General features: G+C 53.8%; 16 protein-coding genes. 9 read left to right on the top strand and 7 right to left on the bottom strand.

Going from position 1 to position 15,445, the window contains the following annotated elements:
• Positions 1–8 precede the first annotated feature (8 nt).
• Entirely contained in the window at positions 9–1,169 is a 1,161-nt protein-coding gene (locus IMCC3135_RS02065) for an AAA family ATPase (RefSeq protein WP_088921635.1), read from the top strand.
• 24 nt (positions 1,170–1,193) lie between these two features.
• Here IMCC3135_RS02065 and IMCC3135_RS34465 read toward each other — a convergent pair whose 3' ends face one another.
• The 4 genes from IMCC3135_RS34465 to IMCC3135_RS02080 form a co-directional block, all read right to left on the bottom strand.
• Entirely contained in the window at positions 1,194–1,370 is a 177-nt protein-coding gene (locus IMCC3135_RS34465; protein ID WP_169727394.1) for a hypothetical protein, read from the bottom strand.
• Positions 1,371–1,478: 108 nt separating this feature from the next.
• Entirely contained in the window at positions 1,479–1,748 is a 270-nt protein-coding gene (locus IMCC3135_RS02070; protein WP_088916071.1) for a BON domain-containing protein, read from the bottom strand.
• A 161-nt stretch (positions 1,749–1,909) separates the two neighbouring features.
• Positions 1,910–3,037 (bottom strand): MJ1255/VC2487 family glycosyltransferase, encoded by a 1,128-nt coding sequence (locus tag IMCC3135_RS02075; RefSeq protein ID WP_088916072.1) that lies wholly within the window; start codon positions 3,035–3,037, stop codon positions 1,910–1,912.
• Positions 3,038–3,073: 36 nt separating this feature from the next.
• Positions 3,074–3,598 (bottom strand): phosphatase PAP2 family protein, encoded by a 525-nt coding sequence (locus tag IMCC3135_RS02080; protein ID WP_088916073.1) that lies wholly within the window; start codon positions 3,596–3,598, stop codon positions 3,074–3,076.
• Positions 3,599–3,741: 143 nt separating this feature from the next.
• Here IMCC3135_RS02080 and IMCC3135_RS02085 point away from each other — a divergent pair, with 143 nt between their 5' ends.
• The gene (locus IMCC3135_RS02085; protein ID WP_088916074.1) at positions 3,742–4,947 is read left to right on the top strand and encodes an alpha-D-ribose 1-methylphosphonate 5-triphosphate diphosphatase; all 1,206 of its coding nucleotides are present in this window, start codon (positions 3,742–3,744) and stop codon (positions 4,945–4,947) included.
• An 18-nt stretch (positions 4,948–4,965) separates the two neighbouring features.
• On the opposite strand, the gene IMCC3135_RS02090 is transcribed toward IMCC3135_RS02085, so the two are convergent.
• The 3 genes from IMCC3135_RS02090 to IMCC3135_RS02100 all read right to left on the bottom strand — a co-directional run bounded on the left by IMCC3135_RS02090 (position 4,966) and on the right by IMCC3135_RS02100 (position 7,268).
• Positions 4,966–5,667, bottom strand: a complete 702-nt coding sequence (locus IMCC3135_RS02090) for a DUF1045 domain-containing protein (RefSeq protein ID WP_088916075.1) — start codon at positions 5,665–5,667, stop codon at positions 4,966–4,968.
• A 105-nt stretch (positions 5,668–5,772) separates the two neighbouring features.
• A complete protein-coding gene (locus tag IMCC3135_RS02095; RefSeq protein WP_157735714.1) occupies positions 5,773–6,177 on the bottom strand; it encodes a hypothetical protein in 405 nt (134 codons plus the stop codon).
• 158 nt (positions 6,178–6,335) lie between these two features.
• Positions 6,336–7,268 (bottom strand): zinc ABC transporter substrate-binding protein, encoded by a 933-nt coding sequence (locus IMCC3135_RS02100; RefSeq protein ID WP_088916077.1) that lies wholly within the window; start codon positions 7,266–7,268, stop codon positions 6,336–6,338.
• Positions 7,269–7,325: 57 nt separating this feature from the next.
• Here IMCC3135_RS02100 and IMCC3135_RS02105 point away from each other — a divergent pair, with 57 nt between their 5' ends.
• The 7 genes from IMCC3135_RS02105 (at position 7,326) to IMCC3135_RS02135 (ending at position 15,427) form a co-directional block, all read left to right on the top strand.
• Positions 7,326–7,826: a transcriptional repressor gene (locus IMCC3135_RS02105; protein WP_088916078.1), complete on the top strand. Its 501-nt coding sequence runs from the start codon at positions 7,326–7,328 to the stop codon at positions 7,824–7,826.
• Positions 7,823–8,581, top strand: a complete 759-nt coding sequence (locus IMCC3135_RS02110; protein WP_088916079.1) for an ATP-binding cassette domain-containing protein — start codon at positions 7,823–7,825, stop codon at positions 8,579–8,581. The genes IMCC3135_RS02105 and IMCC3135_RS02110 overlap by 4 nt, the downstream gene beginning before the upstream one ends.
• Positions 8,574–9,365 (top strand): metal ABC transporter permease, encoded by a 792-nt coding sequence (locus IMCC3135_RS02115; protein ID WP_236994728.1) that lies wholly within the window; start codon positions 8,574–8,576, stop codon positions 9,363–9,365. Before IMCC3135_RS02110 ends, IMCC3135_RS02115 begins: the two co-directional genes overlap by 8 nt.
• Before the next feature lie 10 nt (positions 9,366–9,375).
• A complete protein-coding gene (locus IMCC3135_RS02120; RefSeq protein ID WP_088916080.1) occupies positions 9,376–10,290 on the top strand; it encodes a LysR family transcriptional regulator in 915 nt (304 codons plus the stop codon).
• Positions 10,291–10,380: 90 nt separating this feature from the next.
• Entirely contained in the window at positions 10,381–12,483 is a 2,103-nt protein-coding gene (locus tag IMCC3135_RS02125) for a hydantoinase/oxoprolinase family protein (protein ID WP_088916081.1), read from the top strand.
• Positions 12,480–14,213, top strand: coding sequence for a hydantoinase B/oxoprolinase family protein (locus IMCC3135_RS02130; RefSeq protein ID WP_088916082.1), 1,734 nt, complete (start codon positions 12,480–12,482; stop codon positions 14,211–14,213). The genes IMCC3135_RS02125 and IMCC3135_RS02130 overlap by 4 nt, the downstream gene beginning before the upstream one ends.
• Positions 14,210–15,427 (top strand): NAD(P)/FAD-dependent oxidoreductase, encoded by a 1,218-nt coding sequence (locus IMCC3135_RS02135; RefSeq protein WP_205737868.1) that lies wholly within the window; start codon positions 14,210–14,212, stop codon positions 15,425–15,427. The genes IMCC3135_RS02130 and IMCC3135_RS02135 overlap by 4 nt, the downstream gene beginning before the upstream one ends.
• Positions 15,428–15,445: the final 18 nt, after the last annotated feature.

Consider the following 15,445-nt stretch of genomic DNA (forward strand, 5'->3'; position numbering starts at 1 on the left):
CGATCATCATGTTAATGACGCTGGCTGTACAGAACTATCGCTCACTGCATTCTCTGGAAGTACCGTTGTCGCGTCTGACGGTGATCACGGGTGCCAATGGCGCGGGCAAATCAAATCTCTATGGTGCCTTGCGATTGCTGGTCAATGCCGCGAATGGTGATGTCGTCGCAGCACTTGCGCGCGAAGGTGGTTTGCCTAATGTAATGTGGGCAGGGCCGGAAAAAATCAGTCGTGCCATGGAACGCGGTGAGGTGCCGGTTCAGGGCAGTCCCAGACAGAACGCTTCGCGAATCAAACTGGGCTTTGGCGGAGAACAATTCGGTTATCTCATCGAGCTGGGTATGCCGACGCCGATGGCCAGTTCCGCTTTCAATCTTGACCCTGTGATCAAGCGTGAAAGCATCTGGCACGGGCAGGCATGGCGCCAGGCTTCGGTACTGGTGGATCGCAAGGGGCCCTTGGTGCGTCGTCGTTCAGGCAGACAATGGCAGGTGGTTGCCAGCGACCTGGCCGAGAGCGATAGCCTGTTCAGTCATGCCGGTGATCCGGCCAGTGTGCCAGAGGTATTCCGTCTGCGAGAAATGCTGAGACATTGGCGTTTTTATGCAGATTTTCGCACCGATGCTGCGGCACCTGCCCGGCAGTCGATTCCGGCAACAAGGACACCGGTGCTGCATCACGATGGCCGTGATCTGGCTGCGGCCTTGCAGACCATTATCGAAGTGGGTGAGCCCAATGCCTTGCATGAGGCAATTGATGATGCCTTTCCGGGTAGCAGGCTGGGTATCGAAAGGCTGGGAGCCGGGCAGTTGCAGGCCACTCTCACACAGCCCGGTTTGCTAAGGGCTCTGAACTGTAGCGAATGGTCTGATGGGACATTGCGTTATGTCTTGCTGGTAGCCGCACTATTGACACCCAGGCCGCCGCCACTGATGGTACTCAACGAGCCGGAAACCAGCTTGCATCCAGAGCTGGTAGCACCACTGGCACGCCTGATTGGCAAGGCGACAGAGCGCTCACAGGTGTGGATCATCAGTCATTCAAGAGAGCTGGTGAGGCGTCTGGAGATCGTAGAAGGTTGCAGCAATCATATTCTGGAAAAATCGCTGGGACGCACCGTTGTTTCAGGTCTTGCCGAGCTTGACAAGCCACCCTGGCGCTGGGGGTAGGCTGGAGTGCTCAGCTTAGGTGGTTCAAGTCAGGCGATTGCGCGTCTTGCCACAACGGGCACAACGCTCGATGGTTACCAGTTTGCCCTGACGTACGTCAAACTGCGCATCCTTGACGACGTCCCATTTGTGGTGATTGTTCTGACACAGTGTGCTTTTTTTTGCCACCGGTTTACGACCAAAGGGAATGACATCGCCCATGAAGTGCTGTCATGCATTGCAGAAAGATACGCTGAATGTACACCGCAGGGAACGATCAGCACAACAGGTGATCAGCATCTTTGCTGACCACCTGCTTGAGGCCTGGCATTACTTGGAAACATTAATTCGGTTGATTACTTTGTCGATACCGGCAAAGCTTGCAGCTGCACGGGCGGCGGCGTTGGAATCAATACGGCTATCGACCGAACCGAATAGAATGGCAACACCGTCCTTGACTGAAACGGAAACATTGCCAGCACCAATTGCAGATTGCACGTCATTGTGGATATTGCCGGTGCTGATATTGGCAGAGGCAACACCCGAGAATACAGTGGCGAGAACGATTGTAGTGGCAGCGATAGTGTTTCGTAAAGTCATGATGAAAAGCTCTTTGAATGTAAGTGAAAACGATTGTTTTGCTTGAAGACATTGCGTGTCTCCATGGGTAGCTACTATCGTCTCCCGGCATTGCCGTGCCCTTGCTTGGGCTTTACAACGCCGTAAAGTGCTTCATGACTATCTGCGTTGGCCTTTTTCCTTCAGGCCGCTGCCAGTCGCGGTGGCAGTTCAGTGTTGTCAGAGTGCAACGTATCGCCGGCCTGATGCTCCACTTGTGCCCATAAGCTGCGTGCCAGCTCTTCCAGTGTTGTATCGGATTGTTGTGCGGACATGCCCTCTGTTATCTGGCGTTGGCAGAAGGCTGCCAGTTCTCTTGCAACATTGGGATAGAGTATTCGTTTTTGTGGCTGGGTTGTATGGATGAACTTGTCCAGGCTCAGCACGCCAAGATTGCGTGTAATGGTTGCAAGATTGAGTTCTTTGAGTGCCAGAGCGTTGGCTTGCTGCTCGAATTGCCCGATCAATGGACGCGTGAGTATGGGAATTCCAAGATGTAGCGCTTCGGAAATCAGTTCGAATCCGGTATTGCAGATCACGCGGTTGCAGCGTTGCAAGTGGTGTTTGAATCCAGGTTTTGACAAAGGGTAGATTGAGATATTGCGACGCTGGATTTGATGCGTTGTGTTCGGCGAATACATGACAAAATGCTCGCCTTTTATCTGCTGCAGCAAAGCCGCAATCTCGTTCTGATCCTCGAATGGCAGGTATACCAGAGTAAAGGCCTGACTGTTGTCAATAGGTGTCAGTTCGGTATCGATCATGGGTGGCAGTGTCAGCCGCCCATAGCGATGCCAATGAAAACCGATGCGCGTGTCAGCCGGTGCAAAGTGACGGATCACCCATTTGGCAAACAGCTCACCCTGCGGCTGCGGTGCTGTGGCATCCAGGGCATATTGGTGACCGAGGGCCAGTGTGGGTGTCTTGCGTAATCGGGCAGCCCAGCTCGCTGTGGGTTCAAAGTCACTGATGATCAGATCGTGACGATCAGTACGTAAGTTCAAGACCTCACGGGCGTAACGCAAGGGCTGACTTTGTTTCAGAGTCTTCAATTTTCGTATACGGCCCTGACTGGTGACAAAACTCAGGCCAGTTCCGAAATTCAAACGAGTGAATTCCTCCATGTCGAAGTAATTGTTCGCGGCTCGCCCGCTGAACAGGTACTCCACATCGATGCCAATTCTGGTGAACTCGGCTGCCATCAGACGGGCGCGGCTGATGTGGCCGTTGCCGGTGCCTTGGACACCATAAAGAATGGATGGTGAGCGCATATGCTTCTCCTGCGATAACGTCGGTGAGGGAGCTACTCAGGTCAGTACGGAAAGTTGAACACTGGCTATGGCAAGGCCTAACGAAGCACCTGCCAGGATGTCGGAAGGGTAGTGCACGCCCAGCACGACTCGAGATGATCCGACACCGGCGGCCCAGATCAGCAGAAGAGCACCGATAATGGGGAAGTGCTGGTAGATAATGGCGGCGTATAGCGTGGCTGCCGAGGTATGTCCGCTGGGAAAGCTGAATTTGTCAGAGGCGACGACCAGAGCGGTGAATGAGTTGAGTGTTTCTGCTGGCCGTTGACGCCGCAACGTATTCTTGGCGACAAAATAGATGATGCGCTCGATGAGAAACAGCAATGTCAGTTGCCAGGCAATCTGCCGATATACCGGGTTGGAGAGACTGAAGCACACGATTATGGTCAAGGCCGGCATATATCCGTCACCTGTGCGTGACAATATTCTGGCGGCTGGTGTTACCAGTCGTCGGTCACGTTGTATGAATGTCCACTGCAAAACACCGCAGTCGGCCTGATGGAGCAGATTCAGTATTCTCATGGACGGATTATCGGAAGTGAATATGAATCTCAGATGAAGCTTTCATGTTGGTTTGGTGATGTGTGGATTAATACCGTTAATCGCTGCTCGTTGGCGTTGCTTGAGTTGATCCAATATACTGGCGTCCAAATAACGGACTATCCATGAGTCAACGACAAGGTCAGCGAGTGAACACTCCCGCAGAGCAGGTATTCGGCAACGCGCATATTGTGTTGGCCAATTCGGTCATCCACGGCAGCGTGCAGGTGATTGATGGGCGAATTCGCGATATCAGTGAAACAAATGCTCATTTCTCCAGCCTCTGGAAGCAGTCGGCTCACGCCATTGACTGCGGGGGCGATTACCTGATTCCAGGTTTGATAGAGCTGCATACTGATCACCTGGAAACTCATTATTCACCCCGCCCGGGGATACGCTGGGGTATGAAAGCGGCGATTCAGGCACACGATGCACAGATTGCAGCAGCCGGTATCACAACGGTTTACGATTGTTTGCGTATGGGTCGTGAAGAGGATGATCGATTCGAATCTGGCGAAATGCGTCAACTGGCCACAGCACTGAGTGAGGCGCGTCTGGAGGATCGCTTGCGAGTCGAACATCGCTTGCATTTGCGCTGCGAAGTGTCGGCAGGTGACGTACTGGATGATTTCGCAGAGTTTGAAGCCGACGCTGATGTTGGCCTGGTATCGCTGATGGATCATTCTCCCGGACAGCGTCAGTTCACCTCGATGGAAGCTTACAAGCTTTATCACAAGACCAAACACAAGATGTCGGATGAGGCGTTTGATCGTTATGTTGCGGTACGCGTGGAGGCCTCAGCGAAATATTCCGACAGCAACCGGCGTGCATTGTCAGTGCAGTGTGTCGAACGGGGTATTCCGATGGCCAGTCATGATGATGCTACATTGGCGCATGTGAATGAGTCGGTTCGCTTTGGTGTGAAAATGGCCGAATTTCCAACGACTCTGGATGCTGCAAAAGCATCGCATGCAGCTGGGCTTGGAGTATTGATGGGCGCGCCTAATGTGGTTCGTGGTCGCTCACATTCGGGCAACGTGGCGGCTCGTACACTGGTTGAAAACCAGTGTCTGGATATACTCTCGTCCGACTATGTGCCGGCTAGTTTGCTGCAAGCTGCGTTCATGCTGGCGGCAGAGGCACGCTTGCTTAGCATTCCACAGGCTATCGCTACCGTGACGGGCAATCCCGCCCGGTTTATCGGTCTGAGTGACCGTGGCGAGATTGCTGAGGGACTGAGAGCCGACCTGGTGCTGGCTGCCTATCGTCCGGAGCAGGATCCGGCACCGGTGGTTCGTGGAGTCTGGCGCCAGGGTGTGCGAGTTTCCTGAGACCGTGAAAGCTTGACCTCAGGCGGGCTGCCCGGCAGTAGCAAGTGGGCAGGCCTGTATTTTTACAAACGGACTATTCCGATCTGGTTGGCTATAGATGGTGATCTGGTCGAGCATGGGTGTGTCGGTGACAAATTGTCGGTATAGCGTTTTCAGCCATTCCACGTAATCGTTGTCCTGTTCAGTTATAGGTCCCGTCAGTGTCATGTGGAAACGAAATTCCTCATCGACATAGGGGTAGCCGTACTGTTCCAGTAGCTCTGTCTGGCGCGGCGTCAGCTGCTGTTTCTTGCGTCGCTGAATATCGGTATCGGACAAAGGTTGGCGATATGGCTCGAAGGTTTCCACAACCTTCTGGGCCAGAGTGCGTAGTGCGGCAGGCTGACTGGGTAGTGTGAGAGCAGCAAAACCCGACAGCTGTCTTGGAGCCAGTCCTTCCAATGGTATGGGCGACAACTCGCGAGCAAATTGCTTGAGCTCCTGGGTCAGTGCTTCAATGTTTGTACCCGAGCGTAGCTCGAATGGCGCCTTCAGTGTCGCATGGAAGCCATAGTGGGCAGGGGGTTGGGTGAGCGCTAACCAGCGCGCTTTGTTGGGATGCGGGCTGCCGACATTCGTGGCACGCGCCAAGGTCGCAGAGCGACCCAGGGATGCAGCGCCAAAGGCGGCCAGGCAGGAATTGGTTACCGGCGAAAAATACAGGGCATAGCGTACGCTCATGTTTAACGGTACCTTCTGTCTTTGAGACTCGACACTACATCAAGCAGGCGAAGATATCCATGAGCCAGCCGTTTCAGGCTTTGCCCGGACCTTCAGTAAGTATGTTCAGCGGGTGATCTGCAGTGGTTGTCTGATACCTTCCGGACTGGCTCTTACTCTGAGTTCGTAGACGGTGCCCGATTGCAGGCCGACAAATTTGATCGACTTGCGGGCAAAGGTCTGTACCGGGAAAAACCCCACCACATCGGTATCGATTTCCACCGCGCAGCCCGGTAGTGTCTGCGAATCATCCAATAGGCGGATGGGCTCGGGCATCAGGACGGCACGCTCGTAGCCTCGTCTCAGATGCAGCAGGATAGGTTCGTTGTTATAGCGAGTCTCACGAAATTCCAGCCAGGAATCCTGCGCAATTCCCGGTGAGGTGGTCGCGGTGTCTGAATTGGCAGGTGTCGTCTGGGCCAGGCTATTAGCGGATCCCCAGGCGATATTCAAAAGCGCAATCGAAGCCATAACTCTGGCGCTGCCAGTTGCCACTGTCCGAATTTTTCGCCAATTGAAATACGGGAAATTCATACGCTAACTGTACGCAGTCTGTTGCAAAGACCTATCAGGCAATATTATTTTTATAAGGTTCAAAATATTTGAAATGTTCAATATGTCGGTTCGAGTCAATCCGGATTTGTTGGTGCCGACAGGCAGTCATGCAGCGTCTGTGCGATGTTCTGCAGTAGCTCGGCATAGAGATCGGGACCCGGGGTGAGGGTGGCGCCCAGTGGATCGAGCACACCGCGCTTTGCATGAGAACCCTCGATGACGGTGTCTACCAGCCGCTCACTGAATTGCGGTTCTGAGAAAATGCAGGTATCGGGATGTTCCTTCAATACAGCACGTAGCGCATTGATCTGCCGAATGCCAGGACGGGTACCGTCTCCCAGGCTGATGGTAGCGGTGGCAGGCAGATCATAATAGTCCTCAAGATAATGATAGCTGTCGTGAAAGACGATGAACGGTTTGTCTTTGACGCTGCTTAGCTGATCGACAATCTTTACGTCCAGAGCTTCCAGCTTCTTGATACCTTCCAGGGCATTGGACTGGTAGAAGGCGGATTGTTCCGGGTCTAGCTCCGATAGCGTGTCGGCAATGATTTGCAGCCAGAGTTGGGCATTGGCTGGGTTCAGCCAGGCATGCGGGTCCGGAAGGCCGTCTGTGTCGTGGTGGTGGTGCTCGTCATCATCGAAGGTTGCGGACTCACGAAGTGCCAGTCGCACAGTGCCTGTCGTTTCCAGAAGCTCTACCGAGCGGATATCAGGGGCGAGTGATTTTATGGCTTTGGGCAGCCAGGGGCTAAGCCCGCTACTGACCCAGAAGACCACATCTGCTTTGCCCAGTGATGCCGCCTCGGAGGGTCTCATTGAATAGTCGTGGGGGGTGGCACCGGCGCGCAGCAGTAACTGGGGGCTGGTGCCCATGACCATTGTCACTAATGAGTGTGTGCTGGGCACATCGGTCACGACGGCAGGGGCTGCCAGTGTGGGTGATGAGGTCCAGGACAAGAGGGGGAGAAGGAGGATGGATAAAGCCCGCAGCATGATTATGTCCATAAGAATAATGTTATATTATATCAATACTAACCTTGATGGGGCCTACTCGTCGCAAGCATGCAAAAGAACATTGCCGAATCTGTCGTCGGGTTCACAAGGCACGATCACAAGCGCTGCGTCGCACGCGGGCTTAAGCAGGCTGATACCTATTGCCGCCTGCACAAGCTGCGCTTTACCGAGGTAAGGCGCCGGACGCTGGGCATTCTGCTTGAAAGTCATAGCGCGGTGGGTGCCTATGACGTGCTGGAGCGTCTCAAGGCAGAAGGGCTGGGCTCAAAGCCACCCATTGCCTATCGGGCCCTGGGATTCTTGTTGGAGAACGGTTTCATTCACCGAGTGGAAAGGCTAAACGCCTATATCGCCTGTTCTCACCCGGGGGAATCCCATGATCCGGCGTTTCTCATCTGCACAGATTGCAAGTCTGTGGCAGAGACCTCAATCAGCTCGACGAGCAGTCTGTTGAAAAGCGCCAAAGAGAGCGGCTTTGAAATTGCGCACACCACATTGGAAGCCGAAGGTCAGTGTCCCAGTTGTCAGAAGCAGGCAGATCGTGAATGAGGACTGAGAAACTGATCGAAGCCAGCCATGTCAGCGTTAGCTACGGCACGGTGAGCGTACTGGATAATGTCAGCTTTGCGCTGCACAAAAGTGAGATCGTGACCATTGTCGGACCGAATGGCTCGGGCAAGTCGACCATGCTGCGTGCATTGATTGGTGCTCTGCCCGTGACGTCAGGGGAAATAAACCGTATGCCAGGCTTGCGTATTGGCTATGTGCCGCAGCGTTTGCATATCGAAAGAACCTTGCCAATGAGCGTGCGCCGTTTCTTTGATCTGCCCAGGCGTATTGATGATAAAGCGTTGACAGGCGTTCTTGAGAAGGTGCAAGTCGGACATCTACTGGAGCGACAAATGATCGACCTGTCCGGCGGACAGTTCCAGCGCGTACTGCTGGCCCGGGCTCTGCTCAGCAAACCACAGGTGTTGGTGCTGGATGAAGCAACACAGGGGCTTGATCAGCAAGGTTCGGCTGAGTTCTATCAGCAGGTAGAAGCGGTGCGTAATGAGCTCGACTGTGCCGTGCTGATGGTCAGTCACGAGCTGCACGTCGTCATGAGTGCATCAGATCGAGTCATTTGTCTGAATGGACATGTCTGCTGCGAAGGGGCCCCTGACGTGGTTTCTTCGCAACCCGAATACCGTGCATTGTTTGGAACCGATACCAAGGGAACTCTCGCCCTGTATCGCCATGAGCATGATCATACTCACGACCATTGTGGTCACGAGGACGTGGGACCTGACGTTAATGGATAGTTTTGTTGTACGGGCGGCACTGGCTGGAATCGCGGTGGCGTTATCGGGAGCACCGATTGGCTGTTTCGTTGTGTGGCGACGTATGGCCTATTTTGGTGATGCCACGGCCCATGCTGCGATCCTCGGAGTTGCAGCTTCTCTGGCGTTTGGCCAGTCAATTTTTGCTGGCACTCTGGTGGTATCGCTACTGATGGCCTATCTGGTGTCGACGCTTAGCTGGCGCGGCTACGCCATGGATACCCTGTTGGGGGTACTGGCTCATTCAGCCCTTGCCTTTGGACTGGTTGCCGTCTCATTTGTGCCGGGTGTGCGAGTAGATCTCAATGCTTATCTATTTGGTGACATACTTGCGGTAACATCGATGGATCTACTTATCATGTGGGTTGGTGCTACTGTTGTATCGATGTTGATTGCGTGGCGCTGGTCAGCTTTGCTACTAGCGACTCTCAGTCCGGAGCTTGCGCATGCCAGCGGTATCGATCCGCGGCGTGAACAGCTGATATTGACACTGTCATTGGCCATTGTGGTGGTGGTAGCTATCAAAGTCGTGGGTGCTTTGCTCATCACCGCTTTGCTCATCATTCCAGCAGCCGCAGCCAGGCCTCTGAGCAATACCCCGGAACGCATGCTGCTGGTTGCCATTATTGTGGGTGTGCTCTCCATCCTCAGTGGTCTGAGCGCATCATGGTTTCTGGATACGCCAGCCGGGCCAACCATTGTCAGTGTGGCTGCAGTGATATTCATCATTACCAATCTGCTAAAGCCATTGGTGCGTACGCGGTAGCCATGCTCATTTGAATCTGAAAATTGCACAACTCGAAGCCTTTGTCTGGGTAGCGGATCTGGGTAGTTTCAGAAAGGCTGCTGAACGTCTGAATACAACGCAGCCCAATATTTCCACGCGCATCTCCGGGCTTGAGAAGCTGTTGGATGTCACCTTGATGGAGCGTGATGCCGGGTCGGTCAGACTGACCTCAAAAGGCATTGAACTGCTTGAATACGCCAGGCAGGTGCTACGTGGTGCTGAGAAGTTCATGGAAGCTTCCGGGCAGGCAGCGCTCTATGAAGGTGTGTTGAAGTTGGGCGTTACCGAGCTGGTGGTGTCGACCTGGTTGCGCGACTTCATGAAGTTGTTGAAGCGCAATTACCCGAATATTCTGGTTGAGCTGACGGTCGATCTCTCTGCCAATCTCACTGAAGAGCTCTTTTCACGCTCCATCGACCTGGCCTTGCAAAGTGGTCCGTTCGAACGACAAACCTCAGGCGCTGAGAAGTTGGGAACCTATCGCTGGATCTGGGTGGCGTCACCGGAGCTTGACGATTTGCAAGATGATCCGCTGAGCATCGGGCAGCTGTTGCAGTACCCGGTGCTGACTCATGCGCGTGATACTCGGCCCTTTGAAGAGATTGCCGCACACTTTCGCTCCAGACGGGCGAGCACGGCGCGGCTGATGCCATCGAGTAATCTGGCAGCCTGCCTGCATATGGCCATTGATGGCATGGGCACCGCCGCCATGCCTGCCGCGATGGTGCATGATGCTATCAAGGCGGGTCAATTGCGTCAGATCTACTATCCATGGGTGCCAGACAGTCTGGTTTTTCTCGCACGTTATGATGCCTTGAGATCACCTGCCTTTGTTGGGGCCGCTGCTGCTTTGGCACGCGATCTGGCTATGGAGCATGTTGCCAGGGAGGATAAAAAAACCTGATCCTTACGATCCAATAAAATAATTGGATAGTATCGTCCGCTGGGCATATTCTAAGACTGTTTCCAGACTTCGAGCAGGCCAGAGCGGCATATGGGTAAATCATCAGTGCGGATGGGTGTGGATATCGGAGGAACCTTTACTGACGTGGTTCTCGAGGTAGGCCTTACCCAGTTTTCTACCAAGGTACTCACCACCTACCAGGCTCCTGAAGATGCCATCATCGATGGTATGCGTCAGGTCTGCACCAAGGCAGGGGTGTCGCCCTCAGATATCGGTCAGATCATTCACGGCACGACACTGGCGACCAATGCCTTGATCGAGCGTCGTGGTGCGAAGACGGCTCTGATCACAACGCGTGGCTTCAGAGATGTCATCGAGATGCGTACAGAGTCGCGTTTCGAACAATACGATCTGAACCTGACATTGCCCGATCCGCTGCTGCCACGTCAACAGCGCTACACCGTTACCGAGCGAATTGACGCTAAGGGTAATGTGCTGATTGCACTGGACACTCAGGAGCTCGATCAGCTGGTCGACGTGATTCGTGAGGCCGGTTATGAGAGCGTTGCTATCGGGCTCATCCATTCCTATCTGAACAACTCCCATGAGCGGCAAGTCAAGGAAGCTTTGGCCAGTCGTCTGCCAGATTTGATGATCTCGCTGTCCAGCGAGGTATCACCACAGATGCGTGAGTACGAGCGTTTCAATACGGTAGTGGCCAATGCGTATATCAAGCCATTGATGAAGAGCTATCTCGGGCGCCTGCAAGGGCAGCTGCAAAAGGAAGGCGTGGATTGCTCAGTCTTTCTGATGCATTCTGGCGGCGGTATCATATCAATCGAAAGCGCCGCTGAGTTCCCCGTACGACTGGTGGAATCTGGTCCTGCTGGTGGCGCAGTTTTCGCCGCGAATATAGCGGCTCGCTACAATCTGGACAAGGTACTGTCGTTTGACATGGGCGGGACGACTGCCAAGATCTGCCTGATCAAGAACAAGACTCCCAAGACGAGCCGGGTATTCGAGGTGGCGCGCACCTATCGCTTCAAGAAAGGCTCAGGCATGCCTATTTCCATTCCTGTTATCGACATGGTGGAGATCGGTGCCGGTGGTGGGTCGCTTGCCAGCGTGGATGCGATGCGTCAGATACGTGTCGGTCCGCATTCAGCAGGATCAGAGCCAGGGCCTGCCTGCTATGGAAGGGGTGGGGACAAACCTGCAGTAACCGATGCCGATCTGGTGCTGGGCAAGCTGGATGCCGACAATTTTGCCGGCGGCTCGATCAAGTTACATAAAAAACAGGCCGAAGAGGCGCTGGTCAATGTTCTGGGTTCACCACTGGATATGGATGCGCAGACCGCAGCCTATGGATTGGTGGAAGTGGTTGACGAGAACATGGCCAATGCTGCACGAGTGCATGCTGTGGAGAATGGTGAAGATCTTGCCCAATACACCATGATCGCCTTTGGTGGTGCTGCACCTTTGCATGCTGCACGCTTGTGCGAAAAGTTGGGTGTGGAACGGCTGCTGGTGCCGCCTGGTGCTGGTGTTGGATCTGCCATCGGATTTTTGAGAGCACCGTTCAGCTTTGAGGCGAATCGAAGCCAGTATATGAAGCTGTCAAATTTTGAAGCCGATTCGGTCAGCGCTTTGCTGAAAGAACTGGAATCAGAAGCTACTGTTTTTGTGCGCTCCTGTGATGCGCAGGCTGAGATAGTTGCCGAATTCAAGGCCTATATGCGCTATACCGGCCAGGGTTGGGAGATACCGATTACTTTGACAACAGAGCAAGCACGCCAGCCCGACGCGATGGTCTATCAGCAACTTTTCGAAAAGGACTATGCCGCCTTGTTCGGACGGATCGTCGATGGTATGGACATAGAGATTACAGTCTGGTCTGCCAATGCGACGACGCCTGTACAGAAAGTGAACCCAGTTGAACTGGCTCAGACAGGCCAGGCCGCTGAGTCGCAGGTCAGTCGCAAGGTATTTGATGCAGCCCTGGGAGAAGCGCTTGACTCACAAGTGGTGTTGCGCGATGAGATGCTGGAAGGTCAGACGGTCAGTGGGCCTGCTGTTATCACCGAAGATGAAACCACCATTATCGTACCGGCCAGTCGAATGGCCATTCGGCAGCCTGATGGCTGTATCGATGTAATGCCTCAGGCAGATAGTCAGATCAGGAGTGGCTCATGAGCAAGCAGACCTCTGTTGTTGCCCGCCAGGTGATGTGGAACCGATTGATTTCGGTCGTGGAAGAGCAGGCCCAGGCTTTGGTGCGCACAGCCTTTTCGACCTCGGTACGCGAAGCCGGTGATCTGTCCGCGGGAATCTATGATACGCAAGGCCGTATGCTGGCCCAGGCGGTCACAGGGACACCTGGTCATGTCAATGCCATGGCTGATGCGGTCCCGCATTTCATGCGACGCATTGGTGTCGAGAATATTTTCGAGGGCGATGTCTATATCACCAACGATCCTTGGGAAGGTACGGGTCACTTACACGACATCACCGTTGTCACACCCTCTTTCCATCAAGGTGTATTCGTCGGTTTTTTCGGTTGTACTGCGCATATCGTGGATATCGGCGGACGTGGTTTTGGGGCTGATGCCAACTCGATTTACGAAGAGGGACTCTACATACCTATCATGAAGCTGATCGAGAAAGGCGAGGTGGATCAGACGCTGCTGCGCATTGTCAGAGGTAATGTGCGCGAGCCGGATCAGCTGGTCGGAGATATCTACGCACTGGCAACCTGCAACGAGATCGGCCACCGCCGGCTTGTAGATATGATGAACGAGTTCTCGCTGGAGTCACTGGATGAGATTGCAACGTTCATTATGGACAACTCGCGTCGGGCAACTCTGGAGCGCATCAATGCTTTGCCACGAGCCAGCGCAAATGGCTCCATGACTATCGATGGTTTCAGCAAGCCCATTGAACTGAAGGTCAAGCTCGACTTTGAGCAGGATCGAATCCTGTGTGACTTCGCCGGTACTTCGGGGCTGGACAAAAAGGGCATTAACGTGCCCATGGTGTATACAAAAGCCTATGCCTGTTATGCCCTTAAATGTGCGATTGCTCCTGAAATTCCGAATAATGCGGCCTCGCTTGCGCCGTTCGAAGTGACAGCCCCCATTAACTCCATTGTCAATGCGGTGCATCCGGCGCCGGTCGCATTGCGTCATGTTATCGGTCATATGGTTCCTGATGCTGTCTATGATGCACTTGACAAGATACTGCCTGATACCGTGCCCGCAGAAGGTGCCGGTACTTTGTGCAACTTCCAGGTCTCATTGCGACCGCGAACAGATGACATCAGTGATGCCGCCCAGATAGCCGCACAACAGGCGGCTGGCCGAGCCGAAGTGCTGACCTTCAACTCAGGTGGTTCTGGAGCTCGTCCACGTCTGGATGGCATGAATGCGACGGCCTTCCCCTCTGGTGTCATGACCATGCCCATTGAAGCGACCGAGCACACAGGTCCTGTCATTATCTGGCGCAAGGAGTTGAGACCGGACAGTGGCGGTGCCGGAAAATATCGTGGTGGGCTGGGGCAATACATGGAAGTAGGTGCCGTTGAAGGACACGAGTTTGACTTTCAGGCCATGTTTGATCGAGTGGATCATCCGGCGCGTGGGCGTAAAGGTGGCAGTGATGGTGCGCCGACGGTCATTCATCAGGATGACGGTACACCGATGCAAGGCAAGGGCAAGCAGTTTGTACCCCATGGCCGACGCGTCATGCTCGAATTTCCCGGAGGAGCTGGTTACGGCTCACCAAAGGAGCGTGATGCCGCTCTGGTGAGGCGTGACTTGGCACGCGGTTATATTTCTGCCGAAACCTGCATTACTGAATATGGATTCAGTGAGTCAGAAGTCAAAGCGGTGCTTGATGCTGTGCGCGCCGGAGAGGAAGTATCATGAGCATGTCATCGTTGCAAACGCCCAAACAGTCTTTGTACGACGTGGTGATTGTCGGCGGTGCCATGTATGGATCCTCGGTTGCCTGGTTTCTCACCGATAACCCTGATTTTGATGGTTCGATTCTCGTTGTCGAACGTGATCCGAGCTATGAATTTGCTTCGACGTCTCACACCAATAGTTGCATGCGTCAGCAGTTCTCAAATGAGGTGAATATTCGGGTGTCGCAATTTGCGGCCGAATTCGTCAAGAATTTTCGTCAGTTCATGGGGGGTGATGAGCGTGTGCCGAAACTCATGTTGCATAGTTTTGGCTATATGTATCTGGCAGATAACGAAGAGTTTGCAAAGACTCTGCAGGCGTCCCAGGCAGTACAGCAACGCATGGGGGCGGGTACTCGTTACATGACGCCTGAGCAAATACTGCAAGACTATCCTTTCTATAATCTGGATGACATTATCGGTGGCAACCATAACCTGATTGATGAAGGTTACTTCGACGGCAACACCTTGTTCGACTGGTGGAAACGTTCAGCACGTGAACGCGGTGCTGAATACCTGAGTAATGAAGTCGTCTCGATGTCGCGCAATGCCAGCGGCACAAAAGTAGAGAGCGTGACTCTGAAAAGCGGTGAAACCATCGCCTGTGGAACGGTGGTCAACGCCTCTGGACCACGGGCAATTCTGACCTCCAGAATGCTCGGTATTGAAATTCCTGTCGAGCCTCGAAAACGCTACACATTCATCTTCGATGCCGAGCAGCCGCTTGATCGTGACTTGCCCCTGACTATCGATCCTTCAGGCGTTCATATGCGCACAGATGGAAAATACTACATGGCTGGTTGTCCGCCTGATGAAGATCCAGCCGTAGATTACGAAGACTTCGCACAAGACCAGAGCCTGTGGGAGGAAAAGGTCTGGCCCACCATTGCCAATCGTATTCCACAATTCGAAGCCATCAAGTTGGTCAACTCATGGGCCGGGCACTATGCCTACAATACCCTTGATCAGAATGCGATCCTTGGCCCGCATACGGAAGTGAGCAACTTCTTTTTTGTTAATGGATTCTCGGGGCATGGTTTTCAGCAGTCACCGGCCATGGGTCGCGGAACGGCAGAATTTATTACCTACGGTGAGTATCGGACTATAGATCTGAGCTCGTTCAGCTATGAGCGCGTGGTAGAAGGCCGAATGTTCGAAGAAAAGGCCGTCATATAGTCCAGGCGGTAAAGTGTG

The sequence above is a fragment of the Granulosicoccus antarcticus IMCC3135 genome (genome assembly GCF_002215215.1).
GTDB lineage: Bacteria > Pseudomonadota > Gammaproteobacteria > Granulosicoccales > Granulosicoccaceae > Granulosicoccus > Granulosicoccus antarcticus.

What these genes read in the sequence shown, in the direction of transcription:
- IMCC3135_RS02065 (WP_088921635.1), top strand. Translation starts at nt 9, where the DNA reads ATGTTAATGACGCTGGCTGTACAGAACTATCGCTCACTGCATTCTCTG.
- IMCC3135_RS34465 (WP_169727394.1), bottom strand. Translation starts at nt 1,370, where the DNA reads ATGGGCGATGTCATTCCCTTTGGTCGTAAACCGGTGGCAAAAAAAAGC.
- IMCC3135_RS02070 (WP_088916071.1), bottom strand. Translation starts at nt 1,748, where the DNA reads ATGACTTTACGAAACACTATCGCTGCCACTACAATCGTTCTCGCCACT.
- IMCC3135_RS02075 (WP_088916072.1), bottom strand. Translation starts at nt 3,037, where the DNA reads ATGCGCTCACCATCCATTCTTTATGGTGTCCAAGGCACCGGCAACGGC.
- IMCC3135_RS02080 (WP_088916073.1), bottom strand. Translation starts at nt 3,598, where the DNA reads ATGAGAATACTGAATCTGCTCCATCAGGCCGACTGCGGTGTTTTGCAG.
- IMCC3135_RS02085 (WP_088916074.1), top strand. Translation starts at nt 3,742, where the DNA reads ATGAGTCAACGACAAGGTCAGCGAGTGAACACTCCCGCAGAGCAGGTA.
- IMCC3135_RS02090 (WP_088916075.1), bottom strand. Translation starts at nt 5,667, where the DNA reads ATGAGCGTACGCTATGCCCTGTATTTTTCGCCGGTAACCAATTCCTGC.
- IMCC3135_RS02095 (WP_157735714.1), bottom strand. Translation starts at nt 6,177, where the DNA reads ATGGCTTCGATTGCGCTTTTGAATATCGCCTGGGGATCCGCTAATAGC.
- IMCC3135_RS02100 (WP_088916077.1), bottom strand. Translation starts at nt 7,268, where the DNA reads ATGGACATAATCATGCTGCGGGCTTTATCCATCCTCCTTCTCCCCCTC.
- IMCC3135_RS02105 (WP_088916078.1), top strand. Translation starts at nt 7,326, where the DNA reads ATGCAAAAGAACATTGCCGAATCTGTCGTCGGGTTCACAAGGCACGAT.
- IMCC3135_RS02110 (WP_088916079.1), top strand. Translation starts at nt 7,823, where the DNA reads ATGAGGACTGAGAAACTGATCGAAGCCAGCCATGTCAGCGTTAGCTAC.
- IMCC3135_RS02115 (WP_236994728.1), top strand. Translation starts at nt 8,574, where the DNA reads ATGGATAGTTTTGTTGTACGGGCGGCACTGGCTGGAATCGCGGTGGCG.
- IMCC3135_RS02125 (WP_088916081.1), top strand. Translation starts at nt 10,381, where the DNA reads ATGGGTAAATCATCAGTGCGGATGGGTGTGGATATCGGAGGAACCTTT.
- IMCC3135_RS02130 (WP_088916082.1), top strand. Translation starts at nt 12,480, where the DNA reads ATGAGCAAGCAGACCTCTGTTGTTGCCCGCCAGGTGATGTGGAACCGA.
- IMCC3135_RS02135 (WP_205737868.1), top strand. Translation starts at nt 14,210, where the DNA reads ATGAGCATGTCATCGTTGCAAACGCCCAAACAGTCTTTGTACGACGTG.